At 36.6% G+C, this 19,825-nt stretch carries 20 protein-coding genes and 1 tRNA gene; 12 read left to right on the forward strand and 9 right to left on the reverse strand.

The features are described from left to right. From ACFQ0R_RS07320 to ACFQ0R_RS07345, 6 genes are all read right to left on the reverse strand, one after another. A complete protein-coding gene (locus tag ACFQ0R_RS07320) occupies positions 1-1,176 on the reverse strand; it encodes an efflux RND transporter periplasmic adaptor subunit (protein WP_379657728.1) in 1,176 nt (391 codons plus the stop codon). Between the two features lie 4 nt (positions 1,177-1,180). Beyond that, positions 1,181-2,548, reverse strand: coding sequence for a TolC family protein (locus ACFQ0R_RS07325; RefSeq protein WP_379657729.1), 1,368 nt, complete (start codon positions 2,546-2,548; stop codon positions 1,181-1,183). Continuing rightward, positions 2,545-3,150 carry a TetR/AcrR family transcriptional regulator gene (locus ACFQ0R_RS07330; protein ID WP_379657730.1) on the reverse strand — a complete coding sequence of 202 codons (606 nt, stop codon included), beginning with the start codon at positions 3,148-3,150 and terminating at the stop codon, positions 2,545-2,547. Before ACFQ0R_RS07330 ends, ACFQ0R_RS07325 begins: the two co-directional genes overlap by 4 nt. Positions 3,151-3,254: 104 nt before the next feature. Next, positions 3,255-4,409 carry a tetratricopeptide repeat protein gene (locus ACFQ0R_RS07335; protein ID WP_379657731.1) on the reverse strand — a complete coding sequence of 385 codons (1,155 nt, stop codon included), beginning with the start codon at positions 4,407-4,409 and terminating at the stop codon, positions 3,255-3,257. Then, complete coding sequence (locus ACFQ0R_RS07340; RefSeq protein WP_379657732.1) at positions 4,402-6,138, reverse strand: energy transducer TonB; 1,737 nt, start codon at positions 6,136-6,138, stop codon at positions 4,402-4,404. Before ACFQ0R_RS07340 ends, ACFQ0R_RS07335 begins: the two co-directional genes overlap by 8 nt. Further along, positions 6,138-6,500 carry a BlaI/MecI/CopY family transcriptional regulator gene (locus ACFQ0R_RS07345; RefSeq protein ID WP_379657733.1) on the reverse strand — a complete coding sequence of 121 codons (363 nt, stop codon included), beginning with the start codon at positions 6,498-6,500 and terminating at the stop codon, positions 6,138-6,140. The genes ACFQ0R_RS07340 and ACFQ0R_RS07345 overlap by 1 nt, the downstream gene beginning before the upstream one ends. A gap of 317 nt (positions 6,501-6,817) precedes the next feature. Here ACFQ0R_RS07345 and ACFQ0R_RS07350 point away from each other — a divergent pair, with 317 nt between their 5' ends. Continuing rightward, positions 6,818-7,609, forward strand: coding sequence for a PhzF family phenazine biosynthesis protein (locus ACFQ0R_RS07350; protein ID WP_379657734.1), 792 nt, complete (start codon positions 6,818-6,820; stop codon positions 7,607-7,609). 113 nt (positions 7,610-7,722) lie between these two features. Here ACFQ0R_RS07350 and ACFQ0R_RS07355 read toward each other — a convergent pair whose 3' ends face one another. After that, positions 7,723-8,073, reverse strand: a complete 351-nt coding sequence (locus tag ACFQ0R_RS07355; protein ID WP_379657735.1) for a hypothetical protein — start codon at positions 8,071-8,073, stop codon at positions 7,723-7,725. Beyond that, a complete protein-coding gene (locus tag ACFQ0R_RS07360) occupies positions 8,074-9,048 on the reverse strand; it encodes a polyprenyl synthetase family protein (protein WP_379657815.1) in 975 nt (324 codons plus the stop codon). It abuts the gene before it with no gap. A 193-nt stretch (positions 9,049-9,241) separates the two neighbouring features. On the opposite strand from ACFQ0R_RS07360, the gene ACFQ0R_RS07365 reads away from it, so the two are divergent. The 3 genes from ACFQ0R_RS07365 to ACFQ0R_RS07375 all read left to right on the forward strand — a co-directional run bounded on the left by ACFQ0R_RS07365 (position 9,242) and on the right by ACFQ0R_RS07375 (position 13,894). Beyond that, entirely contained in the window at positions 9,242-12,064 is a 2,823-nt protein-coding gene (locus ACFQ0R_RS07365; RefSeq protein ID WP_379657736.1) for a 2-oxoglutarate dehydrogenase E1 component, read from the forward strand. A 20-nt stretch (positions 12,065-12,084) separates the two neighbouring features. After that, complete coding sequence (gene odhB / locus ACFQ0R_RS07370) at positions 12,085-13,407, forward strand: 2-oxoglutarate dehydrogenase complex dihydrolipoyllysine-residue succinyltransferase (RefSeq protein ID WP_379657737.1); 1,323 nt, start codon at positions 12,085-12,087, stop codon at positions 13,405-13,407. Positions 13,408-13,693: 286 nt separating this feature from the next. Next, positions 13,694-13,894: a DUF4177 domain-containing protein gene (locus tag ACFQ0R_RS07375; protein WP_379657738.1), complete on the forward strand. Its 201-nt coding sequence runs from the start codon at positions 13,694-13,696 to the stop codon at positions 13,892-13,894. Positions 13,895-14,180: 286 nt separating this feature from the next. On the opposite strand, the gene ACFQ0R_RS07380 is transcribed toward ACFQ0R_RS07375, so the two are convergent. After that, the gene (locus tag ACFQ0R_RS07380; RefSeq protein WP_379657739.1) at positions 14,181-14,618 is read right to left on the reverse strand and encodes a retropepsin-like aspartic protease; all 438 of its coding nucleotides are present in this window, start codon (positions 14,616-14,618) and stop codon (positions 14,181-14,183) included. Between the two features lie 50 nt (positions 14,619-14,668). Between ACFQ0R_RS07380 and ACFQ0R_RS07385 the strand changes: the two genes are divergently transcribed. From ACFQ0R_RS07385 to ACFQ0R_RS07420, 8 genes are all read left to right on the forward strand, one after another. Further along, complete coding sequence (locus ACFQ0R_RS07385; RefSeq protein ID WP_379657740.1) at positions 14,669-15,436, forward strand: TatD family hydrolase; 768 nt, start codon at positions 14,669-14,671, stop codon at positions 15,434-15,436. Between the two features lie 13 nt (positions 15,437-15,449). Beyond that, the gene (locus ACFQ0R_RS07390; protein ID WP_379657741.1) at positions 15,450-16,469 is read left to right on the forward strand and encodes an asparaginase; all 1,020 of its coding nucleotides are present in this window, start codon (positions 15,450-15,452) and stop codon (positions 16,467-16,469) included. An 80-nt stretch (positions 16,470-16,549) separates the two neighbouring features. After that, positions 16,550-16,639, forward strand: a tRNA-Ser gene (locus tag ACFQ0R_RS07395). Positions 16,640-16,699: 60 nt separating this feature from the next. Then, a complete protein-coding gene (locus ACFQ0R_RS07400; RefSeq protein ID WP_379657742.1) occupies positions 16,700-17,485 on the forward strand; it encodes a MotA/TolQ/ExbB proton channel family protein in 786 nt (261 codons plus the stop codon). A gap of 9 nt (positions 17,486-17,494) precedes the next feature. Further along, a complete protein-coding gene (locus ACFQ0R_RS07405; RefSeq protein WP_379657743.1) occupies positions 17,495-17,929 on the forward strand; it encodes a hypothetical protein in 435 nt (144 codons plus the stop codon). 2 nt (positions 17,930-17,931) lie between these two features. Further along, entirely contained in the window at positions 17,932-18,540 is a 609-nt protein-coding gene (locus ACFQ0R_RS07410) for an ExbD/TolR family protein (RefSeq protein WP_379657744.1), read from the forward strand. Positions 18,541-18,550: 10 nt separating this feature from the next. Further along, positions 18,551-19,033: an ExbD/TolR family protein gene (locus tag ACFQ0R_RS07415; RefSeq protein ID WP_379657745.1), complete on the forward strand. Its 483-nt coding sequence runs from the start codon at positions 18,551-18,553 to the stop codon at positions 19,031-19,033. Between the two features lie 93 nt (positions 19,034-19,126). Then, on the forward strand, positions 19,127-19,825 hold the full coding sequence (locus ACFQ0R_RS07420) for a porin family protein (RefSeq protein ID WP_379657746.1): 699 nt from the start codon (positions 19,127-19,129) through the stop codon (positions 19,823-19,825).

Genomic DNA, 19,825 nt, shown 5'->3' on the forward strand with positions numbered 1-19,825 from the left:
TTAGTCCTTTTGAAAGTTCAAAACCCTTACCTTATCATCTTTTTTTACAGTTCTAGCACCTTCTGTAATCACAATATCTGAAGCTTCCAAACCGCTTAAAATTTCAATTTCTCCTTTATAATTTTTTCCGAGTTTCAATTCCCGGAAGTTAGCTTTACCAATACTATCATTTTCCATTTCTAGTGCAAACGTAAATGATTCTCCAGATGCATTTTCTTGTAAAATATTTTCTGGTATCACAATAGCGTCTTTAGCAACGTAATCGTTAAGTTTCAGAGTAGCAATAAGATTGGGTTTTACAAAATCAATGCTATCTGGTATGCCAACTCTTACTCTGAAGTTTCTGTTGCTTTCTGAAATATTGCTCGATACTTGAGTTACTTTTCCAACAAAACTTTTGCCTAAAGCCCTTAAGCTCACAATAGCTTCCGATCCTTCTTGTATGCTACCTACATAAGTTTCTGGCACATTGGCACTCACATACATCTCACCAAGATTTAAAAGCCTGAAAATAGGAGTTTGTCCAGGTGAAACCACTTGACCTTGGTCTGTGATAATTTCATCAACTTTTCCATCAAAAGGAGCGTAGATAACAGACTTGTTCAACTGACTTCTCATTTGAGCTACCGAATTTTTAATTTGTTCAAAAGCAGTTTTAGCTTCCAAATATTGAATTTCAGAACCTATATTTTGATCCCATAATCTTTTTTGTCTTTCAAATCTAGTTTCTGCCAAATCGAGTCTAGCCTCCATTTCTGCAAGTTGACTTGATTGTCCTCCATCATCTATTTTGGCAAGTTTTTGTCCCTTTTTGACTTCGTCACCTTCTTTTATAAATATACTTTCCAAAACACCTGAGAATTCTGGGTAAATCATGATGTTTTGATCTGTGGTGACATCGCCTTGCACTTTTACGTAATGCTTGAAATCTTTTGGTTTCAGTTCTAAGGCTTCAACCAAGGCATATTTTGAAGTGTCTTCAAAATTGGATAATTTCTTATCCAGCTGTTTAATTTGGCTATTAAGATCACGAATTTTCTTATTAAGGGTCTCACGTTTTTGCTTCAACTCTGCTTTAGATCCATTTTCGACTATATCGCCATCAGACTGTTCTTTTTCACCACAAGACACTAATAAAATGATAGCAAATATGCTGAAGTAGTATAAATATTTCATCGGGTTATTTTTCAAAATTTGTAAATGGAGTATTAATAATTTTTTCGATTTCTGCTTTAGAATTGATGATGTCTAGCATAGACTGCAAAAGTTCGTTTTGTGCAGTGTACAATTGTTGCTGAGCCTGTCTCAGTTCAAAGCTTGTGCCTACACCTTCTTTAAACTTCACTTGATTTTTATATTCGATGCGTTCGGCGAGTTCCAAGTTTTTCTTAGACAATTCGTAATTATCGACAGCAAATTCAAAATTGCTTTTAGCATTATTCAACTGAAGTTTAATTTGATTGATAGCCTGTGTTTTCTGAGTTTCAGCCTTCTTCATTTCAATCTTCGCCTTCTGTGTTCTCGCACTACGTTGGAGTGAACTAAAAATTGGAACATTTAGACTCACACCTATGGTTGAAAATTCAAACCATTCTGCTCTGGAGGAAAAGAATTCGAAATCATCGCCAAAACTAGTTTGTCCGTAATTGGCGAAGGCGGAAAGACTTGGTAAAGCTTTACTTTTTTCCAACTTCATTTCAAGCTCACGTTGCCTTACCAAATTGTCTGCTATTTTAAAGTCAATCGTATTTTCTACTTGAAGATCTTCTGTTAAAATTTCAGCTTGAAACGCCTCTCTGTTGGCTAAGTTTTCTAAATCTTCCAATAAAACCACTTCAGTAGAAACAGGTAAACCTAAAACCATATTGAGACTTTCTTTCGAAATATCTCTCATTCGTCTGGCATTGTTCAACTGACTTTGTAATTGCTGAAAAGTGATCTGCAACTGTTCCACATCTTCTTCTTCAGCCAGACCATTTTCATAAATCTTACGAGTTTCGTATAAATTTTCCTTAGCGTTTTCAAGATTGTTTTCTATGATACCGATGGAATTTTGCGTGAGCAAAACATTGCCATAAGCACTCACTACATCTTTTCTCACTTCAAGCTTGGTTCTGGTTTCGTTATTGTCAGAATATTTCAGGAAAGTTTTTGCGGCCTGTAAAGCAACGATGTAGGAACCGTCAAAAATTAACTGATTCAAAGTGACCGAAGTATTCATATTTTGTTTTGGAGTAAACTGAACAGGCACAAAAGTCCCTGGTTCTTCGCCTACCAATTCTCCAGGAAGAGGTGTTTGTCTTATGATGGCATTGTATTCATAATTCACACTACCATCTATTTGTGGTAATCCATCGGCGGTGGTTTCCCATTTTTGCTTAAGAGCGATAGCGACATCGCGTCTTGCGTTAATTGTGGCATAACTGCTATCTATAGCAAAATCTATCGCTTCTTGAAGCGTAAATTGATAATTTTTGGGTTCTTCTGGGTTTTGTGCAGATAATCCCAAAAAGGTAAATAGGAGTATGCCTAAACTAATTTTTTTCATTCTAACAGTTGTTTTTCAAGTTCTATAAGGCGCTGGTGACCTTTGGTATCTACAATACTTCGCAAATGGTATTTCAGAAATTCTTCGTAAAGTTCTTTTGGAGTCAGATGGCTATCTTTAAAGAGCTCTTCATCTTTCAAATTGAGCATACCAGCAATGTAAATTCTACAGGTGAAGACTTTATGAATGTCTTTTCTGTAATAATTTTCCTCAACACCTCTTTCAATATTCTTTCCAATGCAGTCTTCCATTTTGCAAACTTGAGATTCCCGCATCTTAGAATAAATCTTTGGATAATACTTCTGAAACTGAAACTGTGGAGATGTTTTTTCGTTTTTAAGACGTTTCATCACCACGCGTTTAATCTCTATCATCTCTTCGATAGGATCGAGATTTTTTAATTGAACTAAATCAATTTCAGCATGAATGCGGTCACGAATGTAATAAGCAACTTGTTCTACCAAGTCTGACTTGTTTTTGAAATAGTCGTAGATGGTTTTTTTGGACACGCCAAGCTCCTGGGCCAGGTGGTCCATGGTGACGCTTTTGAAACCAAATTCCAAAAACAAATCGCCCGCCTTATGTAGAATATCTTCTCTCATTTATGGCGGCAAAAGTAGGCATGGAAACTTTTTATACAATGAAAGTTTCCGAAGTTTTACGTTTATTTAACTTTGTCAGGTAGTTGAATGTTTGTTTTGGAAGTTTATTTCCCGGATTGAAAATGCTTTTTACGCTTTAAGTCGGTGATTCTCCTGTACATAAGTTCATTGAATTCAGCGTATTCATAATCACCAAATTGATTTTCATACTTATCGAAGTAAAGTAATTTTTTATCGATGTTGTCATAGTATTTGTCTGCTGTCAGGGCCAGTTCAACATAAGCCCGTTCAAACATTTGTGCTTCTTCAATGACAAGTTCGAACATCTCAATAGCTGCTTTTAGCTTTCCGTTTTCCTTCATCGCTATGGCTTTTGTAAAACGCTCACCGCTTAAGCTTACATCTTTATATAAAATTGCTAGTTTAGCGTTATATTCAGATTCTTTAAAATTCTCTTGTTTTGCATAGACAAGAGCCAGTTGTAAATGATATCGGCTGTTTCTTTGCTCAATCCTTAGCAGTTGTTTGTATTTTTCGATTGACTTGTCTAATTGGTTGGTGCTGTTGTAGGCGATGGCCATTTTTTCCAGAACAAATTTTGGAGGACTGGTCAATTCCTCAAGCCTTTCAAACTGCTCCAAGGCAAGGTTCAGTTCTTTTTTTGAAAAGTAAATTTGGCCCAGCAACCCAATTATCTTTTTGTTGTTAGGATTGAAGGATAAGGCATTCTGACTTATGTCTTCTGCTTTTTCATAGCTTTTTATTCTGAAATAAAACTTAGCGAGTTCATAGGCAGCTCCCTGGTGTGATGGGTCTTGTTCCAAAGCCTTTTCAAAATAAATCTCTTCAGAAGCCTTGCTGAATGTGGCTTTCGTTAACCCAAGTTGAAATAAAAACTCTGGATTATTAGGGTAGTTAGTATGAAGTAAAGTCAGTAAACTATCTGCTTTCTTAATTTGAGAGTTGGCCTTTAAGAGTTTGGCGTAAGTGAACTGATGAATAGGTTCATCGGCTTTACCCGTAAGCGCTTCTTCATAACTGGCAATGGCCTCTTCCGTAAAATGTTTTGCACGAAGACTTTTGGCTTTAAGAATTTGAGTCTTAAAACTATTAGGCGGATGGATTTCAAAATGCTTTAAAATTTGAGCATATTCCCCTACCGAATACAGGCTGTCCAGATCCTGAGCATAAATCAATTGTGCACCCAAAACCAGGTGCACAATATTCAGGATGAAATTTATTTTAATTTTTTTATTCATAAACATTAAAAGTAATAGGTATTGCGTAAAGCACGCCAACTTTTTCGCCCTCGTGCTTTCCTGGCTGTGTTTTTGGTAGTAAAGAGACAACCCTCTTAGCTTCATCATCAAGCTTTGGGTGAGGAGCCCTCGTTCTTACATTTACAACTTCCCCGGTTTTATCTATTTTAAATTGTGCATAAACTCTAATCGTTCCTGTGAGACCAAGACCTTTAGTTAAACTCGTATTAAAATTTTGATTCACAAACTGGCTAATGTTCTTGCTCATACATTCTTTACGCTCTTTATTGGAAGCTAAGCCTTCACAACCTGGAAATACAGGTACATTTTCAACTACTGCAAAAGGAACATCTCCTGAGTAGCTCACTTTATTTTCTTTTATTTCAGTCAATGGAGATTTTTCCATATTTTTATTGGTGTTGTTTTCACCAATTTGAAATGTGACTGGTAGAGAATAAAGCACCCCCACTTTTTTACCTTTCTGTTTTCCGGGTTGCATTTCGGGGAGTTTACTAATAACACGTTCTCCTTCGGCCTGAAGATCTGGGTGCGGCGCTCTTGCCGCTACATTTGTAATTTTACCAGTTTCATCAATTTTAAACTGAACATAAACTCTATTCACTCCAGTTAGACCTAAGTCTTCAGCTAGATTTACATCGAAATTTTCATTTACAAATTGACTGATTTTTTCGCTCATACATTCTTTACGTTCTTCATTACTCTCTAATCCTTCACAGCCAGGGAATACTGGGACATTTTCGATGACTGAGAAAGGGACATCGCCTATTTCACCACCTGTTTTTTCGACTTCAGTAACTTCTGTCCTATCCTGATAATTTTGAACCTCACAAGCCGTATACGTCAGCATTAAGCCAAGCAGCGGTAAAATCAGCAGATATTTTAATAAGTTTTGTGGATGGGAGTTTTTCTTTTGTAACATCATAAGTCGTTGTTTTAATTGTGAATGGTTAAAAAATGAATGTGAAAATTCAAAATTTGTGGTGCCAAAAGCCTGGTTAAGCAAGCTTTGGGCGTAATCACGTTTATTTAAGTCTTTGGCAGCAACCGCATCGGCTTGTAGTTCGTGCACCAGGACCAGTTCTCGTTTGAGCCAATGGTGAGCTGGGCTTATCCAGCATAACATGCGTAGAAATTCAGTAAAAAATAAGTCCATCGCATGTTTGGAACGGGCGTGTTCCAATTCGTGAGCCATCACTTTTTCTCGCTGCGTTTCAGGAATGTTATCGCCAACAAAAATGGAATTCCAAAAGGTAAAGGCGTTTTCAGAAGCTTCCAGTTTGTAGTACTTCACTGTATGGATATAGCGTTCAAAACTTGCTTTTTTCGTCATTTGCTTTAGTTTCCAATAGCCTATACTGAATTTGATAGCGAAAAAACTAATGCCTATTAAATAGATCAGCTTAAGCGTGGCATCCAGACTCCAAGTGCTCGTCTGTGCTTCTGCGTTAGCCCCTGAAGCATTCAAGTTCACTTCTTCTCCTATCATAAAATAAGACTGAAGCTGAGCAACCGCAGGACTACTGGTTTCTTCCGACCCAAAACTAAAAGCCAAAAAACTTAAGTCGAGTAGAGGAATGAGGAAAGAAAGCACGGCAGTAACCAAGAGATAAACTCTATTCTGCGCGTAGAAGGTCTCTTTTTTGAAGAGCAGATACAGCCCTAAAAAACAGGTTTGGAAAAGAATAACATCTAAAAGATACCACCACATTAGTCCTTGGTTTTATCAAGTTCTTTTAAAATGCTTTCCAAATCTTTGGTGCTCATGTTTTTTTCTTTCACGAAAAAAGAAACCATGTTTTTAAATGATCCTTCAAAATAAGAATTGACCATCTTTTTCATCGTGGCCTTTTGGTAGGTGTCTTTCTCAACCAAAGCAAAATATTTAAAACCTCGACCAACTTTTTCATGCCCTACAAAACCTTTGTCTTCAAGTATTCTCACGATTGTAGAAGTGGTGTTGTAAGCCGGTTTAGGTTCAGGCATATCTTCGATAATTTCTGCTACGCGGGATTTTCCTTTCTTCCATAACAGTTGCATGACTTCTTCTTCTGCTCTTGTAAGTTGTCTCATAGTTAAATGTATTTTTCACGAATATAAACTATTATTTTAGTTTAACTATAAGGATAGTTGTTAAAGTTTTGGTTTTTTTAATAAATATCATGTTTTAAGTTCGAGCGGAGTCGAGAACCATTTTATGTTTTTATAAATCATTAGTTTTGTCCCGAAAAGAGATTGAATAACAACTATGATGTAAGCAATGTGAAAATTTAGTTCAGAAATTATGTTTTTGTCTTCTTGAGCGCAGTCGAAAGATTGACAAAAAATCTCGACTGAGCTCGATTGGACAATTTTGACGAAGCCATCATAGTTTAAAACAAAAACAACTTATGGCTATTATATATCAAGTCGATGCCTTTACCGATACGCTTTTCAAAGGCAATCCAGCGGGCGTCATGTTGCTGGAAAATGAGTTTTTGGAAGAGGAACTGATGCAAAACATCGTCAAGGAAATGAATGTGTCGGAGGTGGCGTTTGTCTTACCTAGAGAAAATCACTTTGACATTCGGTTTTTCACACCAAAGGCTGAAGTCCCGCTTTGCGGACACGCCACTTTATCGGCTGCTCATATTTTGTACGAACTTGGGCAGGTTTCTAAATCTGATTCTATTGTATTTCAAGCGCCAAAAGATCAGTTAGAAATCAACTTTACTGATGATGGCTATCAGATGAAGTTCCCGGAATATAGGTTGGATAAAATAGCGATTACAAATTACTCTAAAGCTTTAAATCTTCAGGTTAACAAAGCTTTTGAAGTCACCAACGACTGGACGATGCTGATTTTAGAATCTGAAGAGGAACTGGCTAATTTTAAACCCGACGCCAGACTGCTGCAAAGTTTAGGTCTTGGTCAAAGCATTTTTACCGCAGAATCAGGTTCAGCAGAAAGAGACATCGTCTGCAGATGTTTTGTGCCCAATCTTGGTATTCTGGAAGATCCAGTGACAGGTTCGGCGCATTGTGCACTTGGGGTGTATTGGTCCAAGGTTTTGGATAAAAATGAATTAAAATCCGAACAGATTTCAGAGCGTAAAGGTCAGCTGAAACTGGAGATGAAAAATGACAGCGTCTATATATTAGGTAAAGCTAAAACGGTATTTAAAGCTGAGTTTTATTTGTAGTCTATTTGCCTTTTTGACTTTGCGAGCTTTTCGCCTCTGCGGTTCTTTTAATACCACCGAGTTAAAGAGAACACAGAGAAATAACCATTAGTTCATAACTGATTGAATGCGGACTATTTATAAATCGACCGCCAATACACTTTTTGATAGCTGCGTTCAACCACGCGATGAATCAAACGGTCGAGAAAGTCTTCGTGAGCCATCAACCCTTGAATTTCATTTTCATGAATGTCGATTCTGTAAAGTAAATGAATAAAGCTCGAGGTTTTTTGATGCATGAGTTCAGAAAAAATGGGATTCAGTCCTTCCCACAATTCATTTGGAGAAATATTGGTGTGTAATTCGATTTCAGTAAGACCTACTAAAGCCAGATCTTTATTCAGTTGAAGAATCAGTTGTTCCCATACCTCTTTAAATTGATCGTGGTTTTCGGTGATTTCTGAAAGTAGCTTTGGGACCGTCATCTACATTTTGCGATTCATGAGATTGGTGCCAAATTCTTTCAGATATCTTTTTCCCTGTTCTGATACCTCGATTTGTTCTAAATGTTTGAAGGCCTCTTCGGTATAAGCTTTTATCTTTTCGGTAGTTGCTGCTTTTGCACCAGAATCTTCAAAAATTTGCTTGGCAGTTTCTATCTTACCTAAAGGTTCATCAGGAGAGATGGTGTATAAATGTCTTAGCTGATCTGAGCTGCTTGAGTCTGCAAGATTGAGTGCTTTTAGGTATAAATATGTTTTTTTATTTTCTATAATGTCACCACCAATTTGTTTTCCGAAGATGGCTTGATCTCCGAAAGTGTCCAAATAATCATCTTGAATTTGAAAGGCAATACCAAGCAACCTGCCAAACTCATAAATTTTGTCCTGAACATCTTCAGAAGCATCGCTTACTATCGCCCCCATTTTTAAGGCTGCCCCCACAAGAACAGCAGTTTTATACTCAATCATCTTTAGATATTCATCGATCGTGACATCATCACGTTCTTCAAAATCGACATCGTATTGTTGTCCTTCACAGACTTCAATAGCCGTTTTGGTAAAAAGTTTTGCTAAAGGCTTGAAATGTTCTGCAGGATAGTTTTCAAAAAGCTGATAAGCATTTATGAGCATAGCATCTCCAGACAAAATGCCCGTGTTGATGTTCCATTTCTCATGGACGGTTTGTTTCCCTCTCCGCAGTGGTGCATCGTCCATTATATCGTCGTGTACCAAAGAAAAGTTGTGAAAAATCTCAATAGCCAAGGCAGCATCCATCGCTTTTTCTCGACCACAACCAAAAATATCTGCACTCATTAAGACTAAAACAGGTCTTAAGCGTTTGCCACCGAGTTGTAAGATATATTCAATAGGTTCGTAAAGGTTTCTTGGCTCTTTTTGTGGGAGTCGAGAATCCATGTAAGAAAGGAAAGACGTTTTATAAGCTTCTAGATCCAACATCAATTTTTTTTGGCTAAAATAATTCATTCAAAGGATCTACCTTCTTTTTTTGAGAATTGTTAGGTCTAGATTTGGAATTTTGTTTAGAATTTTTACTAATGAGTAATATGAAATGATAAAATTATTTCAAAAAGACCCTGTTTTAGTTAGAAATCGTAATTTTGTCATACACATTACTAGATGTAATTTCAATATGGACAAATATTCATTTTTAAATGCGATGCATCCATCGCAATTGGCAGATCTTTATAATCAATACTTACAAAATCCAGATGCGACTGAACCTAGCATGAGAGCCTTCTTTCAGGGCTTTGATTTTGGAATAGAGTCTGGCGATTTTGAGGCCGAATCTTCTGAAGGGTCAACGAATGTAACTTTGAAAGATGCTGAAACTAAAGAAACAGAAAACGTTCAAGTTCCAGAAAATGTCCAAAAAGAATTTCAGGTGGTCAATCTAATAGATGCCTATAGGCATCGAGGTCACTTGTTCACAAAAACAAACCCAGTAAGAGAACGTCGAAAATACACACCAAAACTTGATATTGAAAATTTTGGATTATCAAAATCTGATCTCGATTTAGAATTTGAAGCTGGTGAAATTATTGGAATTGGTAAAGCGACACTACAGCAAATTATAGATTTTCTTGAAAATGTATTTTGCGATTCCATTGGTGTTGAATATGCCTATATCCGAAAGCCTGAAGAGATCAAGTGGATTCAAGACACTATTTATAAAAATCAAAATAAAACAGATTATTCTGAAGTTCAGAAAAAGAATATTTTAAGACGACTCAACGAAGCGGTGACTTTCGAAAGCTTTTTGCATAAAAGTTATGTTGGTCAAAAACGCTTTTCTCTAGAAGGGAATGAATCTTTAATTCCTGCTTTGGATGCGCTTATAGAAGGTGCTGCCGACATGGGTGTGAAAGAATTTGTGATGGGCATGGCTCACCGTGGCCGATTAAATACTTTGGTCAATATTTTTGGCAAAAGCGCCAAAGACATTTTTAATGAATTTGAAGGAAAAGATTACGAAGTAGATGGTTTTGATGGGGATGTGAAATACCATTTAGGTTGGACATCTTCTCGTCAAACTGACTCAGGAAAAGAAATCAATCTAAATCTGGCGCCAAATCCATCTCATTTGGAAACCGTGGGAGCTGTGGTGCAGGGTATTTCTAGAGCAAAACAAGATGATCATCATCTTGGTGAGGAGCAAAATGTTCTTCCTATCGTAGTTCATGGAGATGCAGCGATTGCAGGGCAAGGAATTGCTTACGAAATTGTGCAAATGGCTCAACTTGACGGTTATAAAACCGGAGGAACTATTCATATTGTTGTCAATAATCAAATTGGCTTTACGACCAATTATACAGATGGTCGGTCTTCTACTTATTGTACAGATGTTGCTAAGGTGACTTTATCTCCAGTACTTCATGTGAATGCAGATGATGCTGAAGCTGTAGTTCATGCGATGAATTTTGCACTTCAGTATAGAATGGAATTTGGTAGAGACGTATTCATTGACTTGCTGGGGTATAGAAAATATGGTCATAATGAAGGTGATGAGCCAAGATTTACTCAGCCTAAGCTTTATAAAGCTATTTCTGAGCATAAAAACCCTAGAGATATTTATGCCAATAAATTGATTGAAGAAGGAGTTATAGACGATAAATACTTAAATGAATTAGAGGAAAAAATAAAAACTAAACTTAACGAAGAATACGAAGTATCTAAAAAAGAAGAAAATGCTAGAGTAACTAAAATTCTTCAAGAAGAGTGGGAAGGGTATAGTCATGCTGATAAATATAAAATGCTTGAACCTGTAGATACTACTTTCGATTTGGATAAATTATCAAAATTGGCAGAGTCTATCACTACATTGCCTGAGGATAAAAGCTTCATGAGAAAAATCGAAAAACTCACGAAAACGCGTCATAAGATGTATTTTGAAAAAAATGAGTTGGACTGGGCGATGGGTGAACTTCTGGCCTATGCAACTCTACTGGATGAAGGTCATGATGTGCGAATTTCTGGTCAGGATGTAGAGCGAGGAACTTTTTCTCACAGACATGCTGTTATCAAAACTGAAAACAATGAGGAAGAATATATGCCTCATAATAACTTAAATGAAGATCAGGGTAGATTTTATATTTACAACTCTCTTCTTTCAGAATATGCTGTTGTTGGTTTTGATTACGGGTATGCAATGGCAAGCCCTTCAACATTAACGATTTGGGAAGCTCAATTTGGAGACTTCAGCAACGGTGCACAAATCATGATAGACCAGTACATTTCTTCAGCAGAGGATAAATGGAAAACACAGAATGGTCTTGTTTTATTGTTGCCTCATGGCTATGAAGGGCAGGGGTCTGAACATTCTTCGGGAAGAATGGAAAGATACCTTCAGTTGTGTGCCAAAGACAATATGTTTGTGGCTAACTGTACAAGCCCGGCCAATTACTTTCACCTGTTGAGAAGACAGCTGAAAACTGATTATAGAAAGCCTCTTATTGTTTTCACCCCAAAAAGCTTGTTGAGAAATGCTGAAGTGGTTTCTCCAAAAGAAGATCTGGCTGAAGGAAGTTTCCAAACGGTTATCGATGATCCAAAAGCCAAAGTAAAGGACGTTAAAACGCTGGTGTTTTGTTCAGGTAAATTTTACTTTGATTTGAAGAAAAGACGAGAAGAAGAAGAAAGAAATGATGTAGCTTTGGTAAGGTTGGAACAATTGTTTCCAGTACCAAAAGAAGAATTAGATAAACTTATCAAAAAATATAAAAATGCTGAGGATGTAGTTTGGGCTCAGGAAGAGCCAAGAAACATGGGAGCATATACGCATTTATTGCTACAATATGATAAAGCAAAAGACTTCAGAGTATGCAGTAGACGTTTTTATGGCTCTCCAGCAGCTGGTAGTCAAGCAAGATTTAAGAAAAGGCATGAAGGAGTTATCGATTATGTATTCGATCCTTCAAAAGACAATAACATAAAAGATTATAAAAGTAAAAACTAAGATACGAAACACATAATATTATGGCTTTAGAAATGAAAGTCCCTTCACCGGGAGAGTCAATTAGCGAAGTTGAAATCGCAGAATGGTTAGTAAAAGACGGAGACTACGTAGAAAAAGATCAAGCAGTTGCTGAGGTTGATAGCGACAAAGCAACTTTGGAGCTACCTGCGGAAGCTTCAGGGATTATTACATTAAAGGCAGAAGAAGGTGACGTTGTCCAAGTTGGTGAAGTTGTTTGCTTAATTGATACAGATGCTGAAAAGCCATCTGGCGGTGATGATAAAAAAGAAAAATCTGATTCTGATGAATCTTCTGATGATAAAGAATCCTCGAAGGATGAAAAATCTGATGATAAAAAGTCAGAGAGCAAAAAAGAAGAGAAGAAGGAATCTAAAGATGAGGAGAAATCTTCTTCTAAAGATGAAAAAAGCAAATCTTCTTCAGATTCAAAAGAAACTTACGCTACAGGAAGTCCTTCTCCAGCAGCCAAAAAGACTTTGGATGAAAAAGGAATTGATCCTAAAGACGTCAAAGGAACTGGCAGAGATGGCAGAATCACCAAAGAGGATGCTGTAAATGCTGAAGGAAAACCTTCTATGGGCTCGCCTGGTCCTGGAAAACGTAGTGAGTCCAGAAGTAAAATGTCGATGTTACGAAGAAAAGTAGCAGAGCGTTTGGTGAGTGCTAAAAATGAAACAGCGATGTTGACGACTTTTAACGAAGTCAACATGCAGCCAATTTTTGACCTGAGATCTCAATACAAAGAAAAATTTAAAGAAACTCACGGCGTAAGTCTAGGATTTATGTCCTTCTTTACTTTGGCTGTAGTTCGCGCTTTGGATAAATATCCAGCGGTCAATTCTATGGTCGATGGAAAAGAAATGATTACATACGATTACAAGGACATTAGTGTTGCAGTATCTGGGCCTAAAGGCTTGATGGTTCCTGTGATGCGTAATGCAGAAAACTTAGGCTTTAGAGGCGTAGAGCAGGAAGTAAAACGCTTAGCCACTCGCGCTAGAGACGGTAAGATCACTGTCGACGAAATGACTGGCGGAACCTTTACTATTTCCAACGGAGGTGTGTTCGGCTCTATGTTATCCACGCCAATTATCAACCCACCACAAAGTGGTATTTTGGGTATGCACAACATTGTCGAGCGACCAGTGGCTATCGATGGAAAAGTAGAAATCCGCCCAATCATGTATGTGGCCCTATCTTATGACCACAGAATTATCGATGGAAAAGAATCTGTTGGATTTTTGGTAGCCGTCAAAGAAGCTCTTGAAGATCCAAAAGAACTCTTGATGGATGGCAATGTTGAAAAAGCCTTGGAGCTTTAGTCAGTCAGGCTTTCTATTCAATTTATAACCCTGAAGTTTCAAAGCTTCAGGGTTTTTTTATATTGAATTTGATCACGTTAGCTTTGATCCATTATGATACATTTTTCATGGGTTTGGGTTAACTTTTAACCTCCAGCTGGGTGGGATAGTTTCTGAAGCTGAGGCCTAGTTTTAATAATCATTAGAACAATAATTTAAATAAACTCATTTGATAATTCTAACTGTTATTTATAAAAGAGTATATTTAGCTTGATAATTTGTTATAAATCACTCTAATCCTATTGAAATGAAAGACTATAAAGTTGAGACCTTAATCTATTACTCCAAACTTACGACCGATTCAAGGCATATTGTAAAATCTTCAAAAAAGGAGATTCAGGAAAAATTAGATGAATATGCCAAAGAAGGCTACAGTTTAACTTCTACTGATGCAACTAATTTTGGGAGTGCAGTTTACATATATTTATATTTTGAGAAAACGATATAATGTAATCTTTAAAATCATATTTATTTATTGCATAAAAGTTGAAAAATGCAAAAAGAAAATCGAACTGCATCAATTTATTATCAACATATAGGCAATAAGAAATCCATACAAGCTAAGATCATAAATGCTTAGCTGATTGGTTTTTTTGCCGTTATTGTTACTTTAAGAATGGTTTTTAGCGTTTATCTCTGGAAAATACGTTGTTCTCACCCCTTTACTTCTTCCAATTTGCTTTATTTATAGATTAGTAATAAAGTCAAATAGAAAATCGATACGCAAATTTAATCTACTTCAAATACAAATAATCCGTTTTATAATCAATCACCGCTTTGCCTTTTTTAAGAATATCCGCACCTATGATGCCATGAACCAGTTCCGCATCGTGATCGCTCAGAGCTTTATTGACGTGCGACAAGTCAAACAGAATCAAATCCACTTTCTTTTTGGTCCATTTACCAATAGCTACCTTATTATTAGTAGACGCTCGGGTCAACATATTGGTAGCGCCAGCGCCAGCGGCTTTGATGTTGCTGTCTTCAGAAAATAAGTTGAAGTGATCGGCGTAAGTAAAGTCAATACAGGAGCTCGAAGCGCCGGTGTCTATAATAAAACTGCCCTCCACACCATTTATAGTGACTTTGCACTCGTAATGATTAGTTTCGGTACTACTCATTTTAAGAGCTTTATAGTTTTTTTCTTTCAGAAATGATTTTAAGGACGACATTTATAGAATTTTCGGCAAATATAAAGTTTCGTTTTAAATAAATTTGCTCCATGACTATAACAGACACGCACACACACTTATATTCTGAAGCTTTTAACGAAGATAGAATGGAAATCGTCCAGAAAGCTATAGATAAAAACGTCAAACGTTTTTTTATTCCAGCCATAGATTCAGAAACCACCCAGGCGATGTACGATTTGGAAAAGCATTTTCCAGATCATATCTACTTGATGATGGGACTGCATCCAACTTCTGTTTCGGAATCAGTAGAGGAGGAGCTTAAACACGTGGAAGAAGAATTAGCGAAGCGTAAATTCTATGCTGTTGGCGAAATTGGCATCGACTTGTACTGGGATAAAAGTTTTTTTGAAGCCCAGCGTAAAGCCTTTAAGCATCAGATTCAACTAGCTAAAAAACATAAACTGCCTATCGTTATACATTGTAGAGAAGCTTTCGATGAGGTGTTTGAGGTTTTAGAAGAAGAAAAAGGAGACGACCTTTATGGCATCTTCCACTGTTTTACGGGAACCAAAACCCAGGCTGAACAAGCCATTAGTTACAATATGAAACTAGGTATTGGAGGTGTCGTGACCTTCAAAAATGGAAAGATTGATCAGTTTTTGAATGAAATTGATCTCAAGCATATCGTTTTGGAAACCGATTCGCCTTACCTTGCCCCCAAACCTTATCGCGGAAAGCGCAACGAAAGTTCCTACGTTTTAAAGGTGGCCGAGAAACTTTCAGATATATATGGAGTAAGTCTCGAGGAAATTGCAGACCAAACTACTCAAAATTCTAAAGACGTGTTCGGAATTTAATACAGATAGATTTATGTCCAAAATTTTATTAGTATACACAGGCGGGACCATCGGAATGATCAAAAACCCTGAAACCGGTGCCCTCACAGCTTTTAATTTTGACGAGCTACTGTCCAATATTCCGGAACTTAAACTGTTGGAACATGAGATAAGTACAGTAAGTTTTGAAGAACCAGTTGACTCTTCAGATATGGACACTACAGATTATGTGAAATTAGCTGATTTGATTGAAGAGAATTTTGAGGATTACGACGGTTTTGTCGTGTTACATGGCAGTGATACTATGTCATACACTGCTTCAGCTATTTCTTTTATGTTTGAAAACTTGAAGAAACCAATCATTTTTACAGGTTCGCAATTGCCTATTGGAGATTTGAGAACCGATGCCAAGGAAAATCTGATTACGAGTATTCAGTTAGCAGGCTTAAAAGAGAACGGGAAGACCGTGATTAGAGAAGTAGGGCTTTATTTTGAATACAAACTTTACAGAGCTAATAGAACAACTAAAGTCAACGCAGAGCATTTTGAAGCTTTTGAATCTTCAAATTTTCCACCAATAGCTGAGTCTGGTGTGAACTTAAAGATTAATTACGAGAAGCTTCTAAAGCCTAACATGCGAAAAAAAATGATTGTTCACAGATCACTAAATGATAATATTTTAATTTTAAAACTTTTTCCTGGCGTAAATTACAATACGCTGCATCATATTTTTAACACACCCCATATAGAAGGAATAATATTAGAAACTTTTGGTAGCGGCAATGCTAAAACAGATAAATGGTTTGTAGAACTCCTGAGAGATGCTATCGGAAGAGGAATTCATGTGGTGAATGTAACTCAATGTGTCGGTGGAGCAGTACTGATGGGGAAGTATGCTACTAGTGAAGGCTTGAAAAAGTTAGGCGTAATAAGTGGTGGAGATATCACTACAGAGGCTGCTGTAGGAAAAATGATGTATCTTTTAAATAAAAAACTAGGACCAAAAGTATTTAAAACTATATTTGAAACCTCTTTGCGAGGAGAAATGAATTAAAAAATTAACGACCAATTCTTCTTGTAAAAGTATTTTTTTTTATTTATTTGCTAAGTATTAGTTAACGATCATTAATATAGAGAGAGGTGACCGAGCGGTCGAAGGTGTACGCCTGGAAAGCGTATGTTCCGATTGTATCGGAACCGAGGGTTCGAATCCCTTCCTCTCTGCTTTTTAAAAACAAACTAAAAATCATTAAACACTAATTATTAATTCTAAGACAGACAACAATGAAAAGATTATTTTCAATTTTAACTATTTTAGCCATCATGGCGGTTGGTAACACAACTTTAACTGCGGCAAATCCTTCTGATATTTTTACAGAAGCAGCTGTGAATTTTGTACAAGATGATGTAGACGCGTCTGGTGACGAAGCTGAAGAAAGTGTAGGTTTTCATCAAGAATTAAAAAAGCGTTTTATAGAAGGTGGTCCTGGTTTTATGGGGATTGTACTTCTTTGTTTAATCCTTGGACTTGCTATTGCTTTTGAGAGAATTATTTACTTAAACTTAGCTACAACTAACTCTAAGAAACTTGCTGAAAATGTAGAGGAAGCAATGAAGAGTGGTGGAGTTGAAGCAGCTAAGGAAGTTTGTAGAAATACAAGTGGGCCAGTTGCATCTATTTACTACCAGGGTCTTGACAGAATGGACGAAGGTATCGAAGCATCAGAAAAAGCTGTAGTGGCTTATGGTGGTGTTCAAATGGGACAGCTCGAGAAAAACGTATCTTGGGTATCTCTATTTATCGCTCTTGCTCCTATGCTTGGTTTCATGGGTACGGTAATCGGTATGATTCAAGCCTTCGATAAAATTGAAGCAGCTGGTGATATGCAACCATCCTTAGTGGCTGGAGGTATTAAAGTAGCCTTATTAACCACAGTATTTGGTTTGATAGTAGCTATTATTCTTCAAATATTTTATAATTACATCATCGCTAAAATTGATAGTATTGTAAATGATATGGAAGATGCTTCGATTACTCTTATCGATATCTTAGTTGCACACAAAAAATAAAAAATTAATATGAACAAAGTATTTAATATTATAAAAATCATTTTTGGTGTTGTAGGAGCAATTCTCTTTGTGAGAATCCTCAATACTGGAGATGACGCAATAGAAGCTGATGCAGCTCTACAGTCAAGTATATTAGCTCCTTATATGTATGTATCTTACATTATATTAGGAATTACTATTCTAGCAGTTTTATTTTTCTCAATAAAAGCCTTGTTCACTGGAAATGTGAAAAAGACCTTTATTTCTTTAGGAGCATTTATTTTAATAATTGCTGTTTCTTATGGTCTTTCGAGCGGAACTGAAACTGCTTTGAGAGATGGAGATATGCTTTCAGCTAGTGGCTCAAGATGGGTAAGTACGGGATTAACGGCATTTTATATTTTAGCTGCTTTAGCAGTTTTGGCAATGCTATTATCAAGCGTAAGAAAAATAATAACTAGATAATTATGGCAAAAAGAGGAGCACCTGAGGTAAACGCTGGATCCATGGCGGATATAGCTTTCCTTCTGCTCATCTTTTTCTTGGTAACAACTACCATAGAAACAGATAGTGGAATTACAAGGAAATTACCTCCAATAGATGATCAACAAGAAGATCCACCACCGTTAAAGGAGAAAAATATTTTTATTGTTCTTGTAAACGCAAATGGTGACCTGCTTGTAGAGGATGAGCAAATGGAATTTGAAGATTTAAGACAAGCCGCTGTCGACTTTCTAGATAATGGTGGCGGTACTGGCGATGAGGCATGTGATTACTGCCAAGGTGCTGGTGACCCTAAGTCCTCAGATAATCCTATTAAAGCTGTTATTTCATTACAGAATGACAGAAAAACACAATACGGAAGGTATATAGCGGTTCAAAATGAACTTGTTGCTGCCTATAACGAATTGAGAGATAGAGAGGCCAATAGACTTTATAATACCGACTTTACAGATATGGAAGCTGCTTACAACGATCCAGAATTCAATGGAGATAAGGAAAAGCTGAAAGAAAGAATCGGCGTTATCAAAGATTTATTTCCTCAAAAACTATCAGAAGCAGAACCTAAACGATAAAATTTGAACTATGTCAAAATTTAAAAAGAAAGGTGATGGTGGAACTCCTGCGATTTCTACCGCATCCTTACCAGATATTGTTTTTATGCTTTTGTTCTTTTTTATGGTTGTAACCGTGATGAGAGATACATCACTTAAGGTTCAGAATATTCTGCCTTTTGCTGACCAAGTAGAAAAATTAGACAAAAAGAATCTAATTATGTATATCTATGCTGGCAAACCATCGCCTAGATATCAAGAAACTTTTGGTACAGAAGCTAGAATTCAGTTGAATGATAAGTACGCTAGTGTAAACGAAGTTCAACAGTTCATAAAAGAAGAAAGACAATCTAAGCGTGAAGAATTGCGAGATAAATTGACAACAGCCTTAAAAGTTGATAAAGAAACCAACATGGGTCTTGTGTCTGATATAAAGCAAGAATTACGTAAAGCTGAAGCACTTAAAATCAATTATACAACCAAAGAGGGCGACGCAATGCTTAACCTTGAGTAATTTGTATTTTTTATAATCTTATAAAGGCACTCTTAAATAGAGTGCCTTTTTTATTTGCATAAACCTGATTAACTTTCCATCTTTAATTGTTCCATGAAAATTATCTATTTAAGTCTCTTACTGTGTTGCTTTGGATCTATGAAAGCTCAAGACCTTTCGTGGTTAAAACAAAATGAATCCGATTCTCTTTACAGAGAAGATCAATTTTATGTTGGTTTTAGTTTTAATTTTTTAACAGATCTACCTAAGGATGTTGAACAATCTGGTTTCTCCGGTGGTCTTATGTTCGGGTTCATTCGCGATATGCCTATCAACGAAAAGAGAAATATCTCAGTTGGATTAGGCTTAGGTTTTAATCTCAACACTTTTGGACAGACACTTCAGATCAAAAGAGAAATGAATCAAGATCGGTTTTTAGTTCTAAACCCGGATATCGATTATGATACCAATCGATTTACTACAAATCTAATTGAAATCCCATTAGAGCTTAGATGGCGAACTTCAGACATCGATAAACTGTCTTTTTGGAGAATATATTTTGGAATAAAATTTGGCTATGTGATTAGCTCTAAATCCGTATTCCGAAGTCCTGAAGAAAGTTACGAGTTCAGGTCTATTGATGGTATAAATGATTTTAGGACAAGTTTAAAACTTACATTCGGCTATGGTGCAGTCAACTTTTTTGTAGATGCAAGTTTAACTCCAATATTCGATGGTCAGCAAGTTGAAGAGTCTGGTGAAGATGTGAGCATAAAACCTATTAAAGTTGGGCTTGTTTTTTTCTTTTTGTAA

The sequence above is a fragment of the Psychroflexus salinarum genome, assembly GCF_042677225.1.
In the GTDB taxonomy this organism is placed as follows: Bacteria; Bacteroidota; Bacteroidia; order Flavobacteriales; family Flavobacteriaceae; genus Psychroflexus; species Psychroflexus salinarum.